Genomic DNA, 23,889 nt, shown 5'->3' with positions numbered 1-23,889 from the left:
ACGCCTTCTCCCGCTACTTCCAACTGCCAACTCGTCTGCATCCACTCCCCCGCTGCCGCGCTCTGCGCTGGCCTGCCGGGGTCTGACCGCAGCCCGTGTTGGGCTTTTTCTGCTTTTGAAACAGTCGACCAACAGTCGACCCTACCGGTACTGCAACAACGACCAAAGGCCGGGGGCTTACGCCCCCAGCCTTGGCTGCATCGCCGTGAATCGGTGACGATGCAAGGTAACTGCTTACTTGACTTCGACAGTCGCGCCAGCAGCTTCCAGGTCCTTCTTCATCTTCTCGGCGTCGTCCTTCGAAGCGCCTTCCTTCAGGACGCCACCGGCTTCGGCCAGGTCCTTCGCTTCCTTCAGGCCCAGGCCGGTGATGGCGCGGACGGCCTTGATGACTTCGACCTTCTTGTCGCCGGCCGACTTCAGGGTGACGGTGAACTCGGTCTGCTCTTCAACAGCAGCGGCCGGGCCAGCGGCAGCAGCCACGGCAACCGGAGCAGCGGCGGAGACGCCGAACTTCTCTTCGATGGCCTTGACCAGCTCCATCACTTCCATCAGGGACTTCTCGGCGATGGCGTCGACGATCTGTTCGTTGGTAAGGGACATGATTAATACCTTTGGATGATTTTCTGGGTTGAGGTTCCGTCAGGAACCACGGTAAGTCGAAACTCAGGCGGTCTCGGCGGCCGGCTCGGCAGCGTCGGCGGCGACGTCGCCACCACCCTGCTTCTCGCCAACGGCCTTGATGGCGCGGGCAAACATCGTGACCGGCTCGGTCAGGACGCGGGCCAGCATGGCCAGGGCCTGGTCGCGGGTCGGCAGCGAGGCCAGCACTTCGACGTGGCTTGCCGGGAACACTTCGCCACCGATGGCGACGACCTTAGCCTTCAGCTTGTCGTTGCCCTTGGCGGCTTCCTTGATCAGGCGACCGGCAGCGCCGGGCTCCTCGAGCGAGAACGCGTACAGCAGCGGACCAACCATCTGGTCCTGGGCGACTGCGAACTCGGTGCCTTCAACGGCGCGCGAAGCCAGGGTGTTCTTGACAACCTTCAAGAAAACACCGGTTTCACGAGCCTGCTTGCGCATCGCGGTCATCTGGGCGACCGTGGTGCCAGCGTATTCGGCTGCGATCAAGGAGTGGGCCTTGGCGGCGACGTCTGCCAGCTCGGCGACTACTTCTTGCTTCTGGGACAGATTGAGAGCCATTGCACTCCTCCTATTGAACTCCGCTTACGGCTCCTGCCGTGTGCGGTCCTGTGCGGCATCCGTCCTGGACGCCGGGAACATCGGGATGATGTTCCGGGGGTGGGCCGTTCTAGACCTGGAGTGGGCCAACCTGGGAAACCCAGACGTGCGTGAACCAGAAAAACTCCAGAAGGGCACCATCTACGCAGGGTGATTCCGGGGAATCGATTAAGCGCTCATGACTGCTCCGGCGGCGACTCCTTGCCAGATCGAGCTTCCGTGCCCGTCGCCGGTATTGCCACGACCGCGCCTGCGGTCTTTGACGGCTACCGCGGGCGATGTACGGCCAGCGATGCCTTCAAATGTCACGGTCACGGCACCGAAGGTACCGTGACCGCTTGAAACAATTACTTCAGGGTCAGCGACGACTGGTCGACGGTGACGCCCGGGCCCATCGTCGAGCTGACCGAAACCTTCTGCAGGTAGGTGCCCTTCGAGGTGGCCGGCTTGGCCTTGATCAGGTCCAGCAGCAGCGCGGTCAGGTTCGACTTCAGCGCGTCTTCGGCGAAGTCGGCCTTGCCGATGGTGCAGTGGATGATGCCGGCCTTGTCGGTGCGGTAACGGACCTGACCCGACTTGGCGTTCTTCACGGCTTCACCCGGGTTCGGGGAAACGGTGCCGACCTTCGGGTTCGGCATCAGGCCGCGCGGGCCCAGCACGGTGCCCAGCTTACCGACGACGCGCATGGCGTCCGGGGTCGCGATGACGACGTCGTAGTTCAGATCGCCGGCCTGCATCTTCTCGGCCAGATCATCCATACCGACGGCTTCGGCGCCAGCGGCCAGGGCTTCGTCAGCCTTGGCACCGGCCGGAGCGAACACGGCGACGCGGACCGACTTGCCGGTACCGGCCGGCAGCACGGTGGAGCCACGGACCTGCTGGTCGGACTTCTTCGCATCGACGCCCAGGCGCACAGCGACGTCGATCGACTCGACGAACTTGGCCTTGGTGGCGCTCTTCAGGATGTTGATCGCGTCCTCGAAGGCGTATGCCTTGCCCGGAACGACGGCGGCCTTGATGGCCTTCTCACGCTTGGTCTGTGCCATCTTATTAACCCTCCACCACGAGGCCCATGGAACGGGCAGAGCCAGCGATGGTACGCACGGCGGCGTCCAGGTCGGCGGCAGTCAGATCCGGTTCCTTCGCCTTGGCGATCTCTTCCAGCTGCTTACGGGTGACCTTGCCGACCTTCTCGGTGTTCGGGCGCTTGGAGCCCGACGAGATGCCAGCGGCCTTCTTCAGCAGGGTGGTGGCCGGGGTGCTCTTGGTGATGAAGGTGAACGTACGGTCCGAGTAGGCCGTGATGATCACCGGAACCGGCAGACCCGGCTCGAGCTTCTGCGTGGCAGCGTTGAACGCCTTGCAGAATTCCATGATGTTCAGACCGCGCTGACCCAGCGCAGGACCGACCGGCGGCGAGGGGTTGGCCTGACCGGCCTTCACCTGCAGCTTGATGTAACCGACAACTTTCTTTGCCATGTGAGTACTCTCCGGGTGCTAGCGCCTTTCGACAACAGGCTCCCCATCGGACCGGGAATCACGCGTCCCGGCATCGCGTTTTGAAATCATGCTGAAGGCCACCTTGCGGCGGCCTCGTCCTGCTGGCTTCCCAGCGGGGAGCCGCGCACTATAACAGGTTTTTTCTTCACATGCCTGAAGCGGCACATAAACGGACGAAACCGGGCAAGGCCCGGCTCCTGGTTCCCCAGAGTCGAGCTTGCTCGACTGATCAGCAAAGTCGAGCAAGCTCGACTCTACGGGCAGGTCAGACGGCCTTTTCGACCTGGCCGAACTCGAGTTCGACCGGAGTGGCGCGACCGAAGATCAGCACCGAGACGCGCAGACGGCTCTTCTCGTAGTTGACTTCTTCGACGACGCCATTGAAATCATTGAACGGGCCGTCGGTAACGCGGACCATCTGGCCCGGCTCGAACAGCACCTTCGGACGCGGCTTCTCGACACCTTCCTGAACGCGATTCAGGATGGCTTCGGCCTCGGAATCGGCGATCGGCAGCGGACGGTCGGCGGTGCCGCCGATGAAGCCCATCACGCGCGGGGTTTCCTTGACCAGGTGCCAGCTTTCGTTGTCGATGCGCGGAATACCGGCTTCTTCGTGGGTCTCGATCTGGACCAGCACGTAACCCGGGAAGAACTTGCGCTCGGAGCGGCGCTTCTGGCCAGCGCGCATCTCGACCACTTCTTCGGTCGGGACCAGGACATCGCCGAAGCGCTCTTCCATGCCGTCACGGACGATGCGATCGCGCAGAGCCTGCGCCACCGACTTCTCGAAGCCCGAATAGGCGTGAACGACGTACCAACGCTTCATGCAATTCTCCTTAGCGGCTCAGGAACAACTGAACCAGCCACTGAATGACGTAATCGAACCCACCCAGCAACAGACTGAGAATGGTCACCACCACCATCACGACCCAGGTCATGCGGATGGCTTCCTGGCGCGTCGGCCAGACCACCTTGCGCAGTTCGAAGCGCGACTCGGAGAGGAATTCGCGGGTGTCGCGCCCCTTGCCGGTCAGCATGAACACGCCGATACCGCCAACCAGACCGACCACGACCGCCAACGCACGCAGCTGACCCGCCCACGCACCCAGCTGGGTGGCGCGACCGGAGTCGGCGGAGAACCAGAACCAGACGAACAGACCGGCCAGCACCAGCAGCGATGCGGCGACGTACTTGACGATATCCCCGCCGTTGGCGGAGTTGTCCTTGGAGTGTTCGATCTTGCTATTCATCCGGCTGTGTCTGCTTTAGCGGCCCAGGCCGCTGGATAAGGTGGGCAGATGGCACGCCAGGAGGGACTCGAACCCCCAACCTGCGGTTTTGGAGACCGCTGCTCTGCCAATTGAGCTACTGGCGTACGTGTTGAAACTTGCCTTCCCTTAGACGGCGAAGGCGGACCGAGGTTCCCGGCCCGCCATTCGCGTAACCGGCGGCGCTATGCAACCACCGGTACTGCAGGCTTACTCGATGATCTTCGAGACCACGCCAGCGCCGACGGTACGGCCGCCTTCGCGGATGGCGAAGCGCAGACCTTCGTCCATGGCCACCGGGTTGATCAGGGTGACTTCCATCTTGACGTTGTCACCCGGCATCACCATTTCGACGCCTTCCGGCAGCTTGGCGGCGCCGGTGATGTCGGTGGTGCGGAAGTAGAACTGCGGACGGTAGCCGTTGAAGAACGGGGTGTGACGGCCGCCCTCGTCCTTCGACAGAACGTACACTTCGCCTTCGAACTTGGTGTGCGGCTTGATCGTGCCCGGCTTGGCCAGCACCTGGCCACGCTCGACGTCGTCACGCTTGGTGCCGCGCAGCAGCAGGCCAGCGTTGTCGCCTGCCTGACCCTGGTCCAGCAGCTTGCGGAACATTTCAACGCCGGTCACGGTGGTCTTCTGCACCGGACGGATGCCGACGATTTCGATTTCGTCGCCAACCTTGATCACGCCGCGCTCGATACGACCGGTCACCACGGTGCCGCGGCCCGAGATCGAGAACACGTCTTCCACCGGCATCAGGAACGGCTTGTCGATCGCACGCTCCGGCTCCGGAATCCAGCTGTCCAGCGCGTCGACCAGCTTCAGGATGGCCGGCACGCCGATGTCGCTCTGGTCGCCTTCCAGCGCCAGACGGGCCGAACCGGCGATGATCGGGGTGTCGTCGCCCGGGAACTCGTACTTGCTCAGCAGTTCGCGCACTTCCATCTCGACCAGCTCGAGCAGCTCGGCGTCGTCCACCATGTCGGCCTTGTTCAGGAACACGACGATGTACGGCACGCCGACCTGGCGCGACAGCAGGATGTGCTCACGGGTCTGCGGCATCGGGCCGTCAGCGGCCGAGCACACCAGGATCGCGCCGTCCATCTGGGCGGCACCGGTGATCATGTTCTTGACGTAGTCAGCGTGGCCCGGGCAGTCAACGTGGGCGTAGTGACGGATCGGGGATTCGTATTCGACGTGCGCGGTCGAGATCGTGATGCCACGCGCCTTTTCTTCCGGAGCGGCGTCGATCGAGGAGTAGTCCTTGAACTCGCCACCGAAGCGCTCGGCACCGATCTTGGTCAGTGCGGCGGTCAGCGTGGTCTTGCCGTGGTCGACGTGACCGATGGTGCCGACGTTGACGTGCGGCTTGGTGCGCTCGAACTTACCCTTGGCCATGGCTGCTTATCTCGAATTCGTCTGAGAGGTGATGCTTAAGATGGTGCTCACGAAAGGAATCGAACCTTCGACCTCTTCCTTACCAAGGAAGTGCTCTACCGACTGAGCTACGTGAGCCGAGTTTTGCATTATGACATGAACTCGATAATATTCAAAGTTCATTCAATGGAGCGGGAGACGGGAATCGAACCCGCACCATCAGCTTGGAAGGCTGAGGTTCTACCATTGAACTACTCCCGCGCCGGGAATGTCACAACGTGAAACTGGTGGAGGGAGGTGGATTCGAACCACCGAAGGCGTAAGCCAGCAGATTTACAGTCTGCCCCCGTTGGCCGCTTGGGTATCCCTCCTTACCACCCCATTCCGTTGCCGCCGAAGCGTTGCGGTGTGTGGTGGTGAGCCGCTTATTCTGCTGATGGGACGGGGGGCTGTCAACGCTTTTTTCCATTTTTTTCACACGCTGTCGCAAACCCATTGATACGCAAGGTTATTGCCCGGGAACCGGCAGGGTCTCGTTGGCGAAAATTGCGACATGAGGGACGCCGTCGCCGCCGATCCAGCCCCGATACATGCCCTGGGTGTTGAACGGCGTGGCCATTTTTCCGTCTGCGCCGAGCACGATCGCACCGCCGTCGCCGCCCATCTGCGGAATCGTCTCGTTGATCACGCCCTTGCCGGCCTGCTCCGGGCTCTGCCCCTGGTAGCGCATGCGCGCGCAGATCTCGTGCGCGGCCGCAGTGCGGATGTAGTACTCGCCCCACCCGGTGCCGGACACCGCGCAGCGTGCGTCGGCCCAGGTGCCGGCACCGATGATCGGCGAGTCACCGACCCGGCCGTAACGCTTGTTGGTCATGCCCCCGGTGGAGGTGCCGGCGGCCAGATGCCCCTGCGCGTCCAATGCGACCGCACCAACGGTACCGAAGTGCTTTGCAGTCTCCAGGTCGGCATGCGCCTGGCCGCTGGCCTCTTCCTTCAGCGCGCGCTGCAGCTGCTGCCAGCGCTTCTCTGTACGGAAGTAGGAGGGATCGACCAGAGGAATCCCCTGCTCGGCCGCGAAGGCTTCGGCGCCCTGCCCGACCATCATCACGTGGCGGGATTTCTGCATCACGGTCTGCGCCAGCAGGATCGGGTTGCGCACCCGCTGAACGCCCGCCACCGCGCCCGCCGCCTGGTTCGCGCCATCCATGACCGCCGCATCCAGCTCGTTGCGGCCGTCGTGGGTGAACACTGCGCCCTTGCCGGCGTTGAAGGTGGGATCGTCCTCCAGCACGGTGATCGCGGCGGTGACTGCGGCCAGCGCGGGGCGCCCCGCCGCCAGTTCCGCATGACCCTTCAGCAGTGCCGCCCGCAGCGCGTCACGTGCGGCCTTTTCCTCGGCCGGCGACAGGTCCTTGCGCTCGACGCCGGCGCCGCCGTGGATGACCAGCAGCGGTGAAGCGGCCGGTGCGGCCTGGGCAAGCATGGGCAGGGACAGCAGCATAGACAGCGCCAGGCGCAGTTTCATCGGATACGTCTCCAGCCGTAACGGGGAATGGATTGCAGGGTAGTGCCGGCCGCTGGCCGGCGAGGGGCGTACCAGGGAAGGTGGGTTGCCGGCGAGCGGCCGGCACTACCGAAGCGTGAACTCAAGCTCGCCATCGCTGACGTCGGCCACGGCCTGGTAGTCGGCCTCGGCCTGGACGTCATCCAGGCGCATGCGGCTGCCGCTGGCGACCACCGTTACCGGCACCGCCCGGAAGCGCAGCGGCTCGCCCTCGACCAGGCGGTCGGCATCGCGGCCGGGGCTGACCACCCAGACCTTACCCTCGCCGTCAGCACTGTAGACCTGCGCCTGGCCATCAGGCTCCACGCACAGGGCGGTGTCCTCGTCGACGCCGATGCCGACGATGTCGGGGTCGCCACTGTCCTGGGCAGCGCGCGCCACGAACACGATCAGGCGACCGAGCCGGTCGCGCTTGTCGAAGTGGGTGTCGGTGACCACGCGCTGCAGGTAGGGCATCTGCAGGAAGCCGCTGTCCATGGTCACCGCGCTGCCCATCGGGTCCGCCAGGGCACCGGCAGAGGTGATGCTGCCGCCGTCCATCGCGCCGTAGGCATAGCCACCGAGGATGGCGAGCCCCGCACTGGTACCGGCAATCGGCTTGCCAGCGCGCACGTGGGCGTTCAGCGCGCGGTTGAGCGCAGTGCCCTTCCAGAAGCGGATGTAGCGCGACTGGTCACCACCGGCAATGAAGATGGCATCAGCTGCGGCAACCACGCGCAGCACGGCCGGATCGTCGGCGCCGCGGCGGCTGTCGAAGACCAGCGTCTGCACTGCGGTGGTACCGCCGATCTCGCGGTACAGGCGGTCCTGCAGCTCATCACTGCCAGAAGCGCGCAGGATCAGCACGCGGCCATTACCAGCCTGCTTCAGCCACCAGTGGAAGGCCTCCGGCACCCATTCGCCACCGCCCATCAGCATCATGGCCGGTGCGCGCGGACCGGGCCGGGGCGCGTCGAGATCGCCGGCTTCGTAGTAGGCGAAGCCCGGGCCCTGCAGGTCCTGCGCAAGGGCGACCAACGGCACGGCCAAGACCAGCAGCGCCAGCCAGGCGAAGGGGGCACGCAGGGTCCGATGGAGGCGTCGCATCTTGATCTCCCTGAACAAAATCGACTTGCAAGCGTTTCCACTCTTTGCCAGATAGGGACCCAGTAGTCAAGGACATGAAAAAGGCGTTAAATGCGCGCGCCCGTTCCGGAAATCTGAATGGGGGACAGGGCCCCTCCTCTGCGGGCCGGCTTCATTTCCGAGAATTCCTCATGCGTAGAAAGGCGATGGCGTGGTCGATCCAGCTGGCGTTGATGGGCGTGGCTGCTTCCGCGGCGGCCCAAGCACCGGCTTCCTCCTCGGTTCAACAACTGGACGCGGTGCAGGTCACCGGTTCGCGCATTCCGCGCGCCCAGGTGGAAGGCCCCGCCCCGATCACGGTGATCAACGCCGAACAGATCCGCTCAAGCGGCTTCACCAGCGTGCCGGACGTGCTGCGCGCAATGACCCAGAACGGCGGTGAGACCCAGAGCCAGCAGTCTTCCAGCGGCGCCGACTTCTCGCCGGGCGCCCAGCAGGTGGACCTGCGCGGCCTGGGCCCGAACCACACGCTGGTGCTGGTCAATGGCCGCCGCATCGCCGACTTCCCGATGCCGTTCAAGGGCCGCAGCAACTTCACCGATGTCTCCAACATCCCGCTGGGGATGATCGAGCGCATCGAAGTGCTGACCGGCAGCGCCTCGGCCATCTACGGCTCGGACGCGATCGCCGGCGTGGTCAACTTCATCCTGAAGAAGAAGGCCGACGGCACCACGATCGACATGCGCATGGGCACCACCAGCGAAGGCGGTGGCGAGTCGTTCGACATGAGCCTGGCCAGCGGCTTCAGCCGCGGCAACTTCAACGCCGTGTACAGCGTCGAGCTGCAGTCGCAGACCCCGCTGTGGGCCTATGAGCGCGACATCCAGGATTCGACCCAGGACGGCCCCACCGAGGGCTCGCGCATCGCCCGCCGCGCTTACCTGCGTACGGACTACAACGACGACTACCTGGATCCGGGCGCGGCCACCTGCGAAGCGCTGGCCGGGCAGAACCAGGGCAGCACCTACCGCGCCTACCGCCCGCGCTACGGTTACTACTGCGGCAGCGACAGCTCGATCGGCTACGGCACCATCCTCAGCAAGCGCCGCGGCGCCAATGGCTACGCCTCGCTGAGCTACGACTTCGACAACGGCCAGCAATGGTTCGCCGATGTGCAGCTGGGCTACCACACGATGTCGCTGATGCGCGACGTCACCAAGTGGGGCCGCATGGACGCCAATGGCGATGAGTCGGGCTATTTCAACAACCAGGCCACCGGCGAGATCGAGTTCTGGCAGCGCCAGTTCTCGCCCGAGGAGATGGGTGGCCTGCGCAATGCAATGGTGCGCAGCACGCAGAAGACCTTCAGCGTGACCACCGGCTTCAAGGGCAATCTGGCCGGCAACTGGGACTACGAAGCGGCGCTGAGCCATTCGCAGTACCAGTCGCGGATCAGCTGGGCGCAGATCATCGCCGCCAAGGCGAATGACCTGTTCCTGGGCCCGCAGCTGGGCGTGGACGACGACGGTTTCCCGATCTACAACGCGGACCCGTCGCGGCTGTACCGGCCGCTGACCCGCGCCGAGTACGATTCGATTGCCGCACGCACTACCTATTCGCCGAAGTCGCGCACCGAGACGGCTGCATTCACGCTGACCAATTCCGCGCTGTTCGGCCTGCCGGGCGGTGATGCCGGGTTCGCCGCGACCGTGGAAGTGGGCCAGCAGGCCTATGCGCTGAATCCCGATCCGCTGGCCACCCAGTACTACTACTACAGCTGGAAGGATTCGGACGGCCAGGGCTCGCGCAACCGCTGGGCGACCGCCGCCGAGCTGCGCATGCCGCTGCACGAGACGGTCAACCTGAGCGTGGCCGGCCGCTACGACCAGTACCGCTATTCCGGCCACACCGTCGGCAAGGCGACCTGGAGCGGCGGTCTGGAATGGCGCCCGATCGACACCCTGCTGGTGCGTGGTTCGTACGGCACCGCGTTCCGTGCGCCGGACCTCCACTACGTGTTCGCCGGCCCGGGCAACGACGAGACCAGCGCAGTGGACCTGTACAGCTGCCGCGCCGACGATGCCGCCGACTGTTCCGACTACGAGCACAACCTGATCCGCAGCCGCACCGGCAACCGCCAGCTCGACCCGGAAACCAGCACCTCGTGGAGTGCCGGCTTCGTCTGGTCGCCGGCGATCGGCCTGGACCTGTCGGTGGACTGGTTCGACATCGACATGCGCAAGCAGGTGCAGGACATGGACGTGCGCACGATCCTGGCCAGCGAAGCGAACTGCCGCCTCGGCAGTGCCGACATCAACTCGCCGACCTGCGTGGACGCGCTCGACCGCATCACCCGCACCAGTGATGGCCGCCTGTACGGCGTGCGTGTCGCCCCGATCAACGTCGCCCGCGAATCCACCTCCGGCATCGACATTGGCCTGCGCTACCGCCTGCAGACCGGCATCGGCGACTTCATCCTCAACGGCACCCACACCTGGGTGAAGAAGCACGATTTCCAGCGCTACCCCGGTGATCCGATCCAGGACCAGTTCGCGGTCAACAGCAACTTCGACATCCCGCGTACCAAGACCAGCCTGAGCGTGACCTGGGAGAAGGACGCGTGGTCGGCCACGGTCTATGGTTCGCGCCTGGGCAAGCTGCCGACCTCGGACAGCTACGACCAGGTATTCAAGTGGGACAGCGGTGACAGCCCGTACATCAAGGCAACCTACCGCTACAACGCGTCGCTGCAGTACCGCTTCGACGACCACTCGCGCCTGTCGCTGTCGGTGGTCAACGTGTTCAACAAGATGCCGCCGAAGGACGCCACGTACACCGCGTATCCGTACTACGACGTGTCCTGGTTCGACAGCGTCGGCCGCACCATCAACCTGCAGTACACCCACAAGTTCGGTGGCAGCGCGCTGTAAGGCACGCCGCATTGCAGAACGTGGACGACAGGGCCCGCCATTGGCGGGCCTTGTTGTTTGGGAACCTGGCTCTGGTAGATGCCCACCTTGGTGGGCACTGATCTGCCACGCGCCCACCAAGGTGGGCGACTACCAGAGCGGGCCACGCGGGTTTTCCACACCGCGCGTGGAAAGCGATGGGAACTTGGTGTGGACAAGTGGGCGCGAGGCTTGCAGTGCGGGCGTTTCCGGACGTGGTGATTTTTTGTCCATGTCCTTCGATTGTTTTCCACACCGGACGTGGAGAGCGATGGGAACTTGGTGTGGACAAGTGGGCGCGAGCATTGCAGCGCAGGCGTTTCGAAGCGTGGTGAAATTCTGTCCACGGTCCGACTGCACTGATCGGGGTCGGAGCCCTTTCCCGTGGAAAGGGATCCGCCCCCACGGTTTTCCACATCCGGCGTGGAAAGCGATGGGAGTTTGCTGTGGACAAGTGCCGGCAAACGTCGCACCGCAAGCGTTTCGCAGCCTGGTGCTTTTTTGTCCATAACCGGAAACGCGAACGCCCCGCACAAGGCGGGGCGTCCGGGGCCGATCCGATGCCGCTGGATCAGACGTTGAAGCGGAAGTGCAGCACGTCGCCTTCCTGCACGCGGTATTCCTTGCCTTCCAGGCGCAGGCGACCGGCTTCCTTGGCGCCGGCTTCGCCCTTGTACTTGATGAAGTCGTCATACGCGATGGTTTCGGCGCGGATGAAGCCCTTCTCGAAGTCGGTGTGGATGACCGCGGCGGCCTGCGGGGCGGTGGCGCCCTTGCGCACGGTCCACGCACGGACTTCCTTCACGCCAGCGGTGAAGTAGGTCTGCAGGCCGAGCAGGCTGTAGGCCGCGTTGATCACGCGGTTCAGGCCCGGCTCGCTCAGGCCCAGATCGGCCAGGAAGGTATCTCGGTCTTCGTCATCGAGCTGGGACAGCTCTTCTTCGATCGCGGCCGACACCGGCACCACCTGCGCGCCTTCGGCGGCGGCATGCGCGCGCACGGCTTCCAGGTGCGGGTTGTTCTCGAAACCGTCTTCCAGCACGTTGGCGATGTACATCACCGGCTTCAGGGTCAGCAGGAACAGATCGCGCACCAGCGCCTTCTCTTCCTCGTCCAGGCCCACCGAACGGCCGGACTTGCCGTCGGACAGCGCCGCCTGCAGCTTGGCCAGCACCGGCTTGCGCGCCGCGGCGTCCTTGTCACCACCCTTGGCCGCACGCTCGGCGCGGTTCAGCGCCTTCTCGACGCTGTCCAGGTCGGCCAGCGCCAGCTCGGTATCGATGGTTTCGATGTCCGAGATCGGGTCGACCTTGTTGTTGACGTGGATGACGTCGGCGTTCTCGAAGCAGCGCACCACGTGGGTGATCGCATCGACTTCACGGATGTGCGCCAGGAACTTGTTGCCCAGGCCTTCACCGCTGGCGGCACCGGCAACCAGGCCGGCAATGTCGACGAATTCGACCGCGGTCGGGATGACCTTCTGCGGGTTGATGATCGCTGCCAGCTCGTTCAGGCGCGGATCCGGCACCGGCACGATGCCGACGTTCGGTTCGATGGTGCAGAACGGGAAGTTCGCCGCGGCGATACCCGCCTTGGTCAGCGCATTGAACAGGGTCGACTTGCCGACGTTGGGCAGGCCGACGATGCCGCATTTGATACCCATGGGTGACAGCTCTCTGGGGTGAAAGTGATTGGTGAAACAGCGCGCGCGCTGCTTGGCCAATCCATCTCGGTGTCGATCATTGTGTGCCAACCAAGGTTGGCACCTACCGAAAGCGGGCTATTTCGGGGTATGAAGCCGCTTCATCGCTTCGCTGAAATCGCCCTGCACTGCCAGCGGCATCACATCGATGGCATCGTCGATGGCGCGCGAAATCAGTACGTCATCATCCTTGGAAGGGCGACCAAGCACCCAACCCACCACGCGGTCCTTATGGCCAGGATGGCCGATACCCACGCGCAGGCGATGGAACTTTCCGTGGCCGAGCAGGCGGATGGTGTCGCGCAGGCCGTTCTGGCCACCGTGGCCACCGTCGAACTTCAGCCGCGCCACGCCGGGCGCCAGGTCCAGTTCGTCGTGGGCCAGCAGGGTTTCTTCCGGCTCGATCTTCCAGAACCGCTGTGCGGCGGTGACCGACTTGCCGCTGAGGTTCATGAAGGTGGCGGGCTTGAGCAGCCACACCGTCTGCCCGGCGATCTCGACCTTGGCGGTCTCACCGAACAGCTTGCTGTCCACATTCCATCGTGCACCGGCTTTTTCCGCCAGGGCCTCAACGAAATGAAACCCGGCATTGTGCCGGGTCCGGGCGTGTTCCGATCCGGGGTTGCCCAGACCGACGATCAGTCGCAGTCCTGCCATGGTTCCTTCCAATACGGTGCCTGCCCGGAGGCAGGCACCGTAGCGGTATTACTCGGCGGCAGCCGCTTCTTCGTCAGCCGCGTCGGCCTTGCCGGCCTTGGCGGTGACGATGGCGTCGTCGTGGTCCTTGCCCAGCGCCAGAGCCGGGATTTCCACGCCCTTCGGCAGCTTGATGTTGGACAGGTACACCACGTCACCGGCCTTCAGCTCGCCCAGGTCGACTTCGATCGACTCCGGCAGGTCCTTCGGCAGGCAGGTGATGGTCACTTCCTTCAGTTCGTGGGTGACCACGACGTCGGCAGCCTTGCCGGCCGGCGAGGTGTCTTCGTTGATGAAGTGCAGCGGGACCGAAGCGGTCAGGGCTTCGTTCTCGTTCACGCGCTGGAAGTCCAGGTGCATGATCAGCTGCTTGTACGGATGGCGCTGCATGTCACGCAGCAGGACCTTCTGCACCTGGCCGTCCAGGTTCAGGTCCAGGATCGAGGCATAGAACCACTCGTTCTGCTGGGCCAGCCAGATTTCGTTGTGGTCCAGGCTGATGGCGACCGGCTCGGCGTTGCCGCCGTACACGATGGCCGGGATCACACCAGCGTGACGCAGGCGGCGGCTCGCACCCTTACGCTGCAGTTCACGCTTGGTGACCTTGATTTCATGGGTCTTCGACATTTTCGACTACTCAGGTTGTTGCCTTGCCTTGCGGCGTGGCGGTTGAAGATGCTTCCGCGACCAGAAGCACCCGGGGTATGTCCCCGCCGTTGCCGGCAGGGACGAAAAACTCAGTCGACGTACAGCGAGCTGACCGACTCGCCGAAGGCGATGCGGCGCATCGTTTCGGCCAGCATTTCCGCCACGCTCAGCTGGCGGATCTTGCTGCACACCCGCGCTGCGTCCTTCAGCGGGATGGTGTCGGTCACCACCAGCTCGTCGAGCTGGGAATTGGTGATGTTGTCCACCGCCGGGCCCGACAGCACCGCGTGGGTGCAGTAGGCGGCGACCTTGAGCGCACCGCGCGCCTTCAGGGCAGCGGCAGCGGCGCACAGGGTGCCGGCGGTATCGACGATGTCATCGACCATCACGCAGGTCTTGCCTTCGACGTCACCGATGATGTTCATCACGGTGGAGACGTTGGCGCGCGGGCGGCGCTTGTCGATGATCGCCAGGTCGGCGTCATCCAGGCGCTTGGCCACCGCACGGGCGCGGACCACGCCGCCCACGTCCGGCGACACAACGATCAGGTTCTCGGTGCCGTAGGCGCGCCAGATGTCGGCCAGCAGCAGCGGGGACGCATACACGTTGTCCACCGGAATATCGAAGAAGCCCTGGATCTGGTCGGCGTGCAGGTCGACGGTCAGCACGCGATCAGCGCCAGCGGTGCTGAACATCTTCGCCGCCAGCTTGGCGGTGATCGGCACGCGCGAGGAACGCATGCGGCGGTCCTGGCGCGAGTAGCCGAAGTACGGCACCACGGCGGTCACGCTGGCCACCGATGCGCGCTTGAGCGCGTCGATCAGCACCAGCAGTTCCATCAGGTTTTCCGCGCTCGGCGCGCAGGTCGGCTGGATCACGAACACGTCCTGCTTGCGGACGTTCTCTTCGATTTCCACCTGCACTTCACCATCGGAGAAGTGCGAGACCAGCGCCTTGCCCGGGCGAACCCCCAGTTCCTTGCAGATGTTCTGCGCCAGACGTTTGTTGGCGTTGCCGGAAAAGACCAGCAGGTTCGGGGACTCTTGCATCATGATTGTCTCGGGCGGGGACGAGTGGCGGGGATCCGGAGTCGGCAAGGACCCGATGGACCCTTGCTGCTGACAACACCGCGGTTGTTTCCACGTCCCGCGCAGGTGATGCGCTGGAAGGCGCGGACACAGCCGCTATTGGCAGGGGCGGTAGGATTCGAACCTACGAATGCCAGGATCAAAACCTGGTGCCTTGGGCCTCTTGGCGACGCCCCTGCATTGATAAATCAGTGTTGCTCGAGTGCATCCAGCAGTGGCGAACGCGCAACGCCCGCTGCCACCCTTGCCCGCAACTCCTTCGGCAACTTCGACCGTCCCTGCTCTGCAGCAGCCTGCGATGCGAACTCGACGAAACAACCACTTCCCGACCCGGTCAGCCGCGCCGCGCCGATGTCGCTCAACGCGGCAAGCGCTGCCTCGACGGCAGGCTCACGGCGGCGCAGCACCGGTTCGAACGCGTTCCCGACCAGGGTCCCGGAAGCGAAGTCCTCTATTTTCGCCACTGGGCTGTCGCGCGTCAAATCCGGGTCTGCAAACAGGACCGGCGTAGGAACATGAACGCCCGGTTCAACCACCACATACCAGGCCGGGGCCAGCGTGATCGGCTGCAGGCGCTCGCCCACCCCTTCAGCCCAGGCATTGCGGCCACGCACGAACACCGGCACGTCGGCGCCCAGGCGCAGGCCCAGCGCCGCCAGCGCGTCCTCGTCCAACCCGGCGCGCCAGAGCCGGTTCAATACCACCAGCACGGTGGCCGCATCGGACGAACCACCGCCGAAGCCACCACCGGCAGACACATGCTTTTCCACGATGATGTCCGCGCCTTGCGCGACATTCGCCACTTCTTTGAGCAGGCGCGCGGCGCGCACCGCCAGGTCATCGGCCTCGGCCACACCGGCCAGGCCCTCGCCCTGCCGACGCACCTGGCCGTCTTCACGCAGACGCAGGCCGATGCGGTCCCCCCAGTCCAGCAGGCGGAACACGGTCTGCAGCTCGTGGTAGCCGTCGGCCCGGCGGCCGGTGATGTGCAGGAACAGGTTCAGCTTGGCCGGGGCCGGCCACCAGGACCAGCCCGCGTCGTCGACTGCCCCGCTCATGGCGTGCCCTGCCCCCACTGGTCCACCAGCAGGCGTACCTTGGCGTCGCCATTGCTGGCCTCGATCCGGCGCGGCAGCGCCGGCCGTCCGGCGTCGGCCGGGTACCAGTCCAGGTACTGCACCTGCCAGCCCATCTGCTGCATGCGGCGCGGCCGGCCTTCACCGTCGCGCTCGACCTTCTCCGGACCGGCAGCATCGCCGGCCACCAGGCCACGGATCCACTCCGGCAGCTGGTTGACCGGAATGTCCCAACCGGTCGCCTCGAGCAGCAGCTGCTGGGCGTCCTCACCGTCACGGGTGCCACCGGCCAGCCCTTCCAGGCGACCGGCTTCGGAATGGGTATCGCCGGTCAGCTTCCAGCTCTGCCGGGTCACCGGCGCGCTCAGCTCGACCACGTAGCGGCGCCCGTCCTGCTTCCAGTCGATGCGACCGCTGCCGCCGTCCTTGCCCTTGCTGACCGCGACCCGACCCTGGAAGGCCCAGTCCGGCTGTGCCTGCAGCGCGGCCACGCGCGCCGCTTCGGCCTGCGCCGCTTCGGCGGAAACGATCTCGACCACCGCCGGCGCCGGAGTCTTCTGCGTGCCCACGCTGGTGCAGGCGCTGACCGCCAGGGTCGCGGCCGCCAACAGCAACGGCCGGATCAGGGAAACACTCATGGATTGAATTTCTCGCGGGCGCGCAGCAGCGCGCGGTTTTCAGGGTCGAGCTTGGCCGCTTCCTCGAAGAAATGACGGGCCTCATCGTGCTTGCCCAGCACCCACAGCACTTCGCCAACGTGCGAAGCAATCTCCGGGTCCTTGGCCAGGGTCCAGGCCCGGCGCAGCTGCACCAGCGCTTCTTCCTTGCGGCCCAGGCGATACAGCACCCAGCCATAGCTGTCGACGATGGCGGCGTTGTCCGGCTCGGCCACGCGGGCGCGGTCGATCAGCTCCAGCGCCTCCTGCAGGCGGCCGGTACGGTCAGCCAGGGTGTAGCCCAGCGCGTTCAGCGCCGGCACGTTTTCCGGGTCGGTCACCAGGATCTTACGCAGGTCGGCCTCGGCGCGCGGGATGTCGTCGCGGCGCTCCCAGGCAAGCGCACGGGCGTACAGCAGGCCGTTGTCATCCGGGTAGGCGGCCAGGCCGCGTGCCAGCGCATCCAGTTCACCGGCACTGTCGTCACCGCGTTGGCGCAGCTCGGCCTCCAGCAGGTAGGCGTCGCGGCGTACATCGTCATCGACCACCGCATCGGACTGGATCGCATGCACTTCGTCCAGCGCCAGCGGCAGGCGCCCGGCCAGGGCCTGGGCATTGGCCGCGCGCAGGCGCGCTTCGCTCAGTTCATCGCCACCGGGCACGCTGTGGTACCACTGCACCGCCTCGGGGTAACGCTTCAGGTATTCGGCGATCTTGCCCAGCAACAGGCGCTGCGCCGGATCCGGCTTGGCCGCCTGCCGCGACAGCTCGTTGTAGAGGTTGGACAGCGCTGCCTTGTCGCCCTGCTTGGCCAGCAGCGAGGCGCGCATGCCCCAGGTCTGTACGTCCTGCGGGCCGAACGCCAGTACGCGCTCGGCCGCAGCCGGCTGTCCCAGGCTGTCGTAGGCGATGGCCACCGCATTGCGCAGCTCGGGGTCCTGGCGGGTCTTTGGCTCGACGTCGTGCAGCAGCGACAACGCCTTGTCGGTCTCGCCCGCCTGCTGCAGCTGGCTGGCACGCAGCAGCGCCACACGCGGCTCTTCCGGGAAGCGCTTGACCACTTCATCGATCATGCGCCGCGCCAGCTCGGGCTTGTCCATGCGCAGGGCCAGGCGACCGAACTCCTGCCAGGCCTCGATCTTCGGTGGAATGGCATTGGCATCGACCAGCTCGCCCAGCACCTGCGCCGGCACCGCCGGGTCGCGGCCACCGCCGATCAGTGCGGCCAGGGCGAACTTCCAGCCGCGCTCGTCGGGGTCGGCCAGCAGCGCCTGCAGCTCGGTGCGGGCGGCCTTCACATCGCCCTGGCGCATGGCCAGTGCACCGGCGGCGCTGCGCATGGTCAGCGAGCGTGGGGCGCGTTGCTGCCACAGCGCCAGGCCCTTGGCGGCGCTGGCGTCATCGTTGGCCAGCATGGAAATGCGGGTCGCGCGCTCGGCCAGGCCGGCGTCGCCGTCGGTCTGCTGCGCGGCCTGCAGGTACCAGCGCGCGGCCTCGGCCAGCTTGCCGGCCTGCAGGGCGAATTCACCGGCCATCACCGGTTCCAGCGCCAGTTCCTCAGTGGCCGCGGCCCGCACGGGGGCCTTGGCCGGCACCGCCGCCAGGGCCTGGGCGCAGGCCAGGGACAGCAGCAGAACACTGGGGATGCGAATCAATGCGGGCATCGTCGGCATCGGGGCCTTAAAATGTCGTCCAATGGCCAGCAGCTTATCGCAAGCAACTGAACAATGACCCTGTGGGTGCTCGGACTGAATCACCAGACCGCACCGGTGGAGCTGCGCGAGCGCGCGGCCTTCGCCGGTGAGGCGTTGCGGCGCGCGCTCGGTTCGCTGCGCGATACTCCGCAGATCGCCGAGGCGGTGCTGCTGTCCACCTGCAACCGCACCGAGCTGTACGCCGTGGCCGATTCGGCACAGGCGCTGGACCAGTGGCTGCACACCCAGGCCGGCGACCTGCAGGGCTACCTGTACCAGCACGCCGACGCCGAGGCCGTGCGTCACCTGTTCCGGGTCGCCACCGGGCTGGACTCGATGGTGCTGGGTGAACCGCAGATCCTCGGCCAGGTGAAGGATGCCTGGTCGACCGCGCGCGACCATGGCCTGCTCGGCCAACGCCTGGACCGCCTGTTCCAGCAGACCTTCTCGGTGGCCAAGCGTGCGCGCACCGATACCCAGGTCGGCGCCAACCCGGTATCGGTGGCGTCGGCTGCGGTGCGCCTGGCGCAGAACGCGTTCGCGCGGCTGGACGATTCCACCGTACTGCTGGTCGGTGCCGGCGAGACCATCGAACTGGCTGCACGGCACCTGAGCGAAGGCAAGGTACGCCGGCTGCTGATCGCCAACCGCACCCTCGCCCACGCGCAGGAACTGGCCAGCCGACATGGTGGCGTGGCGCTGCCGCTGACCGAACTGGACCGCCACCTGGGTGAGGCCGACGTGGTGTTCTCGGCCACCGCTGCGCGCGAACCGGTGATCCATCGCGAAATGGTGGCCAAGGCCCTGCGCGCGCGCCGGCACAAGCCGATGCTGCTGTTCGACCTGGCCGTACCGCGCGACATCGAGGCCGAGGTCGGCACGCTCAACGACGCCTTCCTCTACACCGTGGACGATCTCGAGCGGGCGGTGGAAGACAACCGCCGTGGCCGTCGCGAGGCCGCCGCCGAAGCCGAGGCGATCATCGACCTGCAGGTGTCGCGCTTCGTCGAGACCCAGCAGGCCAGCGCCCACCAGGCGCCGCTGCGGCAGCTGCGCGCGTTCGGCGAAGCCACCCGTGCCGAGCTGCTGGAGCGCGCACGCCAGCAACTGGCCAACGGCAAGCCGGCCGACGAAGTGCTGGAGCTGCTTGCCCACGGCCTGACCAACCGCCTGCTGCATCCGCCGACCGCCGCCCTGCGTGCGGCCGCGCTGAGTGGCGATGCCGACCTGACCCGCGCCGCCGAGCGCCTGTTCCCGGCCACGCCGGGTTACCGCCACCCACCCGTGAGACCCGATGACGCCGACCCTGCGCCGTAAGCTGGAAGCGCTGGCCGAGCGCCGCGAAGAACTGGAACGCCTGCTCGCCGAACCCGATGTGGTCGCCGACAACACTCGTTTCCGCGACCTTTCGCGCGAATTCGCCCAACTTGAACCGATCACCATCGCCCTGGCCGATGAAGCCCGTGCCAAGGCCGATCTGGCCGCCGCCGAAGGCATGCGCGCCGACCCGGACCTGCGCGAGCTGGCCGATGAGGAAATCGCTGCTGCACAGGCGCGCCTGCAGGAACTGGAGCAGGAGCTGGCGCTGCTGCTGGTGCCGCGCGACCCGCGTGACGAAGGCAACCTGTTCCTGGAAGTGCGCGCCGGTACCGGCGGCGACGAGGCCGCGATCTTTGCCGGCGACCTGTTCCGCATGTACGCCCGCTACGCCGAGCGCCAGGGCTGGAAGGTCGAGATCGAATCGGACAGCCCGGGCGAGCATGGCGGCTACAAGGAAGTGGTGGCGCGCGTGGTCGGGCGTGGCGCGTTCTCGCGCCTGAAGTTCGAATCGGGCACGCACCGCGTGCAGCGCGTGCCGGCCACCGAATCGCAGGGCCGCATCCATACCTCGGCGGCCACCGTGGCGATCATTCCCGAGGCCGATGAGGTCGATGACATCGTCATCAACCCGGCCGACCTGAAGGTGGATACGTTCCGTTCGTCCGGTGCCGGCGGCCAGCACGTGAACAAGACCGAATCGGCCATCCGCATCACCCACGTGCCGACCGGCGTGGTGGTGGAATGCCAGACCGAGCGCAGCCAGCACGCCAACCGCGACAAGGCGATGAAGCGCCTGAAGGCACAGCTGCTCGATGCCGAGCGCCAGCGCCAGGACGCGGCGCAGGCCGAGTCGCGGCGCCTGCAGGTGGGCAGCGGTGACCGCAGCCAGCGCATCCGCACCTACAACTTCCCGCAGGGCCGGATCACCGACCACCGCGTGGAAGGCCTGACCCTGTACGACCTGCCCAACGTGCTGGCCGGCGACCTCGACCCGCTGCTGCAGCGGCTCAGCCACGAGCACCAGGTCGACGCCCTGGCCCAGTTGTCGGCGGGCTGAGTCGCATGTCGGCCTGGCAGCAGCGGCAGCACCTGCAACAGGCGATTGCACGCCAGCCGGGCGACTTCGTCGCCTGGGTGATGCTGGCGGACCTGGAACTGGAAGCCGGCGACATCGCCGCCGGCGAGCAGGCCGCGCGCCGTGCACTGCAGCTGCGCCCGAACCACCCTGAAGCACTGGCACGGCTGGGTCGCGTGGCCTGGATGGCCGGCGCGCATGCCGATGCGGCGAAGCTGCTCGGCCAGGCCTCGGCCTTGGCCCCGCAGCACCCGGGCATTGCGCTGTGGCTGGGCCATGCGCTGGAAGATGCCGATGATGCCGAAGGCGCGGCGGCAGCCTATCGCCGTGCGCATGCACTGATGCCGGGCGAACCCTATATCGCCGCCCAGCGCCTGGCCTGGCAGCGTCGCCTGTGCGACTGGCAGGACGTGGACGCGCTGGCGGCACAGGTACGTGGTGCACTTGCCTCTGGGCAGGGCGTGGTCGAACCGTTCGCGTTCCTCAGCGAAGATGCCAGCGCAGCCGAGCAGTTGGCCTGCGCGCGTGCCCGGGCATCCGCCGTTGCCGCTTCAGTGCGGCCGTTGCCGCCAGTAAAGGTGCGTTCCCAGGGCCCGCTGCGGGTCGGCTTCCTTTCCAATGGTTTCGGCGCGCATCCCACCGGATTGTTGACCGTGGCCCTGTTCGAGCAGTTGCGTCATGACCCGGCGTTGCAGCTGCACCTGTTCGCGTTGAACCACGATGACGGCAGCCGCATCCGCCAGCGCCTGCAGGTGGCCACGCAGCTGCATGATGTGGCCGCACTCCGCCATGCAGACACTGCTGCACGCATCCGCGCACAGGGCATCGACCTGCTGTTCGACCTGCGCGGCTGGGGCGGCGGCGGTACGCCGGAAGTGCTGGCGATGCGCCCTGCCCCGCTGCAGTTGAACTGGCTGGCCTATCCCGGCACGTCCGGTGCGCCGTGGATGGATGCGGTGATCGGCGACAGCTTCGTTCTGCCACCGTCACTGGAACCCCACTACAGCGAGCGCGTACTGCGCCTGCCGCGTGCGTTCCAGCCCTCGGACAACACCCGCTTGCTCGAACCGGCACCGTCCCGGGCCGAGTGCGGCCTGCCCGAACAGGGCGTGGTGTTCTGCTGCTTCAACAACAGCTACAAGCTCAATCCACGCAGCATGGGCCGCGCCTTCGCGGTGCTGCAGGCGGTGCCCGGCAGCGTGCTGTGGCTGCTGTCCGGTCCCGGCCAGGCCGACGCGCGCCTGCGCAGCGCCGCAAAGGCCGCTGGCCTGGATCCGGCACGCCTGGTGTTCATGGCCAAGCTGCCACATCCGCAGTACCTGGCTCGCTATCCGCTGGCCGACCTGTTCCTCGACACGCATCCGTACAACGCGCACACCACCGCATCCGACGCACTATGGGCCGGCTGCCCGGTGCTGACCTGCCCCGGCGACACCTTCGCCGCGCGCGTGGCCGCCAGCCTCAATCACCATCTGGGGCTGGCACGGATGAATGTCGCCGACGATGCGGCATTCATCGCCACCGCCAGCGCGCTGGGCAACGACCCGGCAGCACTGGCAGCGTTGCACGCCGAGCTGGCGCAGGCACGCGAGCGCAGTGGATTGTTCGACATGGCCAGCTTCGCCCGCGACCTGTCGGCGCTGCTGCAGCGACTGGCCGGCGAGCATGGCTGGCAGGGCCTCGACATCGCCTGAGCGATCCCTGCGCTACGCTCGGGCTCCCTCCCCGCGTGGTGTGATGATGGCCAAGCTCAAGCGCAAGGACTACGACGAACTGCTGCTGCCGCTGCAGCTGGAACTGACCGCGATGGCGCGCTGGGTGCAGCACAGCGGGCAACGCCTGCTGGTGCTGTTCGAAGGCCGTGATACCGCAGGCAAAGGCGGCGCGATCCAGGCCATCAGCCAGCACCTCAACCCGCGTCAATGCCGGGTGGTGGCACTGCCCAAGCCCACCGACCGCGAAGCCACCCAGTGGTATTTCCAGCGCTATGCCTCGCATCTTCCGGCCGCCGGCGAGATCGTGCTGATGGACCGCAGCTGGTACAACCGTGCCGGCGTGGAGCGGGTGATGGGCTACTGCAGCGAAACCGAGTACCAGCAGTTCCTGCATCAGGCGCCGGTATTCGAGCAACTGCTGGTGGACGACGGCATCCTGCTGTTCAAGTACTGGCTGTGCGTGGATCAGGAACAGCAGGAAAAACGCTTCGCCGAGCGCCACCTCGATCCGCTGAAGGGCTGGAAGCTCTCCCCGGTGGACCTGAAATCCCGCAGCAAGTACAGCGCCTACACCGAGGCCCGCGAGGCGATGCTGCGCGCGACGCATCGCGAGGCGGCACCGTGGACGCTGGTGGATTTCAACGACCAGCGGTTGGGTCGGCTGACGCTGGTGCGCAACCTGCTGGACCGGTTGCCGGACACGCGGGTGGATGCGCCGTTGCCGGAGCTGCCGAAGCTGAAGGGCAAGCTGCATCGCGAGCACTACGATGTACTGAAGCCGATCGAGGAGTTCCCGGTCGAAGATTAGGGTGGGTCGGCAGGGCCTGCGGCCCTGCACCTGCTCAACGCAACGGCAACAGCAACAGCGGCTATCCGCGGGATGGCGGGGCGGTGTGGGTGGGCAGGACACGCCGTAGACCCGTCCATGGGGGCTCGATGGCGCCATCCATGGCGCCAACGGTCCTGCCCACCCACACCGCCCCACCTCTGACAGATCCCTGCGGCTGTTGGTAGGTGTCGACCTTGGTCGACACAGTAGATCCACGCCATGCGTGGATGCTTTTCGATTCCCATTCGAAATATTCGATTCCGATGGAGATTCATCCACGCATGGCGTGGATCTACTGCAGATCGCGGAGATCTGTCGAAGGCGGGGTGGGTCCGGTTGTGGGGGCGTGAGCCGCATGGGCCCGAGGCATGCCTCGGGCGGGTTGGGCAGGACGCCCAACCCCGGTCTTGCCGTGTGCGCAGG

The 23,889-nt window shown here is 66.0% G+C and carries 21 protein-coding genes and 5 tRNA genes; 5 read left to right on the top strand and 21 right to left on the bottom strand.

Going from position 1 to position 23,889, the window contains the following annotated elements; genetic code table 11:
* Positions 1-234: 234 nt before the first annotated feature.
* The 13 genes from rplL to N7573_RS11360 form a co-directional block, all read right to left on the bottom strand.
* Positions 235-603 (bottom strand): 50S ribosomal protein L7/L12, encoded by a 369-nt coding sequence (rplL, locus tag N7573_RS11420; RefSeq protein ID WP_010480374.1) that lies wholly within the window; start codon positions 601-603, stop codon positions 235-237.
* Positions 604-666: 63 nt separating this feature from the next.
* A complete protein-coding gene (rplJ, locus tag N7573_RS11415) occupies positions 667-1,203 on the bottom strand; it encodes a 50S ribosomal protein L10 (protein WP_010480377.1) in 537 nt (178 codons plus the stop codon).
* 386 nt (positions 1,204-1,589) lie between these two features.
* The gene (gene rplA / locus N7573_RS11410; protein ID WP_004154350.1) at positions 1,590-2,288 is read right to left on the bottom strand and encodes a 50S ribosomal protein L1; all 699 of its coding nucleotides are present in this window, start codon (positions 2,286-2,288) and stop codon (positions 1,590-1,592) included.
* A 4-nt stretch (positions 2,289-2,292) separates the two neighbouring features.
* Positions 2,293-2,721: a 50S ribosomal protein L11 gene (gene rplK / locus N7573_RS11405; protein ID WP_004145248.1), complete on the bottom strand. Its 429-nt coding sequence runs from the start codon at positions 2,719-2,721 to the stop codon at positions 2,293-2,295.
* A 286-nt stretch (positions 2,722-3,007) separates the two neighbouring features.
* Positions 3,008-3,568 carry a transcription termination/antitermination protein NusG gene (gene nusG / locus N7573_RS11400; protein WP_004154362.1) on the bottom strand — a complete coding sequence of 187 codons (561 nt, stop codon included), beginning with the start codon at positions 3,566-3,568 and terminating at the stop codon, positions 3,008-3,010.
* 10 nt (positions 3,569-3,578) lie between these two features.
* Positions 3,579-3,992: a preprotein translocase subunit SecE gene (gene secE, locus N7573_RS11395; RefSeq protein WP_005408202.1), complete on the bottom strand. Its 414-nt coding sequence runs from the start codon at positions 3,990-3,992 to the stop codon at positions 3,579-3,581.
* A 49-nt stretch (positions 3,993-4,041) separates the two neighbouring features.
* Positions 4,042-4,117, bottom strand: a tRNA-Trp gene (locus N7573_RS11390).
* Between the two features lie 103 nt (positions 4,118-4,220).
* Positions 4,221-5,411 (bottom strand): elongation factor Tu, encoded by a 1,191-nt coding sequence (tuf, locus tag N7573_RS11385; protein WP_049416993.1) that lies wholly within the window; start codon positions 5,409-5,411, stop codon positions 4,221-4,223.
* A gap of 41 nt (positions 5,412-5,452) precedes the next feature.
* Positions 5,453-5,528, bottom strand: a tRNA-Thr gene (locus N7573_RS11380).
* Between the two features lie 49 nt (positions 5,529-5,577).
* A tRNA-Gly gene (locus N7573_RS11375) sits at positions 5,578-5,651 on the bottom strand.
* 24 nt (positions 5,652-5,675) lie between these two features.
* Positions 5,676-5,761: transfer RNA gene (locus N7573_RS11370), tRNA-Tyr, on the bottom strand.
* Between the two features lie 137 nt (positions 5,762-5,898).
* A complete protein-coding gene (locus N7573_RS11365) occupies positions 5,899-6,915 on the bottom strand; it encodes an isoaspartyl peptidase/L-asparaginase (RefSeq protein ID WP_005412336.1) in 1,017 nt (338 codons plus the stop codon).
* A 105-nt stretch (positions 6,916-7,020) separates the two neighbouring features.
* Positions 7,021-8,040 (bottom strand): cyanophycinase, encoded by a 1,020-nt coding sequence (locus N7573_RS11360; protein ID WP_005408200.1) that lies wholly within the window; start codon positions 8,038-8,040, stop codon positions 7,021-7,023.
* Positions 8,041-8,210: 170 nt separating this feature from the next.
* Between N7573_RS11360 and N7573_RS11355 the strand changes: the two genes are divergently transcribed.
* The gene (locus N7573_RS11355; RefSeq protein WP_279913072.1) at positions 8,211-10,949 is read left to right on the top strand and encodes a TonB-dependent receptor; all 2,739 of its coding nucleotides are present in this window, start codon (positions 8,211-8,213) and stop codon (positions 10,947-10,949) included.
* A 589-nt stretch (positions 10,950-11,538) separates the two neighbouring features.
* Here the strand turns inward: N7573_RS11355 and ychF are convergent.
* The 8 genes from ychF to N7573_RS11315 all read right to left on the bottom strand — a co-directional run bounded on the left by ychF (position 11,539) and on the right by N7573_RS11315 (position 18,497).
* Positions 11,539-12,630, bottom strand: a complete 1,092-nt coding sequence (gene ychF, locus N7573_RS11350) for a redox-regulated ATPase YchF (RefSeq protein ID WP_097050006.1) — start codon at positions 12,628-12,630, stop codon at positions 11,539-11,541.
* Positions 12,631-12,747: 117 nt separating this feature from the next.
* Complete coding sequence (gene pth / locus N7573_RS11345) at positions 12,748-13,326, bottom strand: aminoacyl-tRNA hydrolase (RefSeq protein WP_279913074.1); 579 nt, start codon at positions 13,324-13,326, stop codon at positions 12,748-12,750.
* Between the two features lie 48 nt (positions 13,327-13,374).
* On the bottom strand, positions 13,375-13,992 hold the full coding sequence (locus N7573_RS11340; RefSeq protein WP_014036085.1) for a 50S ribosomal protein L25/general stress protein Ctc: 618 nt from the start codon (positions 13,990-13,992) through the stop codon (positions 13,375-13,377).
* 110 nt (positions 13,993-14,102) lie between these two features.
* Positions 14,103-15,062: a ribose-phosphate diphosphokinase gene (locus N7573_RS11335; RefSeq protein ID WP_005415400.1), complete on the bottom strand. Its 960-nt coding sequence runs from the start codon at positions 15,060-15,062 to the stop codon at positions 14,103-14,105.
* Positions 15,063-15,201: 139 nt separating this feature from the next.
* Positions 15,202-15,278: transfer RNA gene (locus tag N7573_RS11330), tRNA-Gln, on the bottom strand.
* Between the two features lie 11 nt (positions 15,279-15,289).
* Positions 15,290-16,159 (bottom strand): 4-(cytidine 5'-diphospho)-2-C-methyl-D-erythritol kinase, encoded by an 870-nt coding sequence (ispE, locus tag N7573_RS11325; protein WP_075675290.1) that lies wholly within the window; start codon positions 16,157-16,159, stop codon positions 15,290-15,292.
* The gene (lolB, locus tag N7573_RS11320) at positions 16,156-16,815 is read right to left on the bottom strand and encodes a lipoprotein insertase outer membrane protein LolB (RefSeq protein WP_075675291.1); all 660 of its coding nucleotides are present in this window, start codon (positions 16,813-16,815) and stop codon (positions 16,156-16,158) included. The genes ispE and lolB overlap by 4 nt, the downstream gene beginning before the upstream one ends.
* Positions 16,812-18,497 (bottom strand): tetratricopeptide repeat protein, encoded by a 1,686-nt coding sequence (locus tag N7573_RS11315; RefSeq protein WP_279913077.1) that lies wholly within the window; start codon positions 18,495-18,497, stop codon positions 16,812-16,814. The genes lolB and N7573_RS11315 overlap by 4 nt, the downstream gene beginning before the upstream one ends.
* Positions 18,498-18,560: 63 nt before the next feature.
* Between N7573_RS11315 and hemA the strand changes: the two genes are divergently transcribed.
* From hemA to ppk2, 4 genes are read left to right on the top strand one after another with little or no spacing between them, the layout of a single operon-like run.
* Entirely contained in the window at positions 18,561-19,844 is a 1,284-nt protein-coding gene (hemA, locus tag N7573_RS11310) for a glutamyl-tRNA reductase (RefSeq protein WP_279913079.1), read from the top strand.
* Positions 19,822-20,904: a peptide chain release factor 1 gene (gene prfA, locus N7573_RS11305; RefSeq protein WP_279913081.1), complete on the top strand. Its 1,083-nt coding sequence runs from the start codon at positions 19,822-19,824 to the stop codon at positions 20,902-20,904. Before hemA ends, prfA begins: the two co-directional genes overlap by 23 nt.
* Before the next feature lie 5 nt (positions 20,905-20,909).
* A complete protein-coding gene (locus tag N7573_RS11300) occupies positions 20,910-22,616 on the top strand; it encodes a tetratricopeptide repeat protein (RefSeq protein WP_279913083.1) in 1,707 nt (568 codons plus the stop codon).
* A 46-nt stretch (positions 22,617-22,662) separates the two neighbouring features.
* Complete coding sequence (gene ppk2, locus N7573_RS11295) at positions 22,663-23,445, top strand: polyphosphate kinase 2 (RefSeq protein ID WP_032130438.1); 783 nt, start codon at positions 22,663-22,665, stop codon at positions 23,443-23,445.
* Positions 23,446-23,889: the final 444 nt, after the last annotated feature.

The sequence above is a fragment of the Stenotrophomonas sp. GD04054 genome, assembly GCF_029836955.1.
Taxonomy (GTDB): domain Bacteria; phylum Pseudomonadota; class Gammaproteobacteria; order Xanthomonadales; family Xanthomonadaceae; genus Stenotrophomonas; species Stenotrophomonas maltophilia_A.
This window is presented reverse-complemented; position numbering and strand designations above follow the sequence as displayed.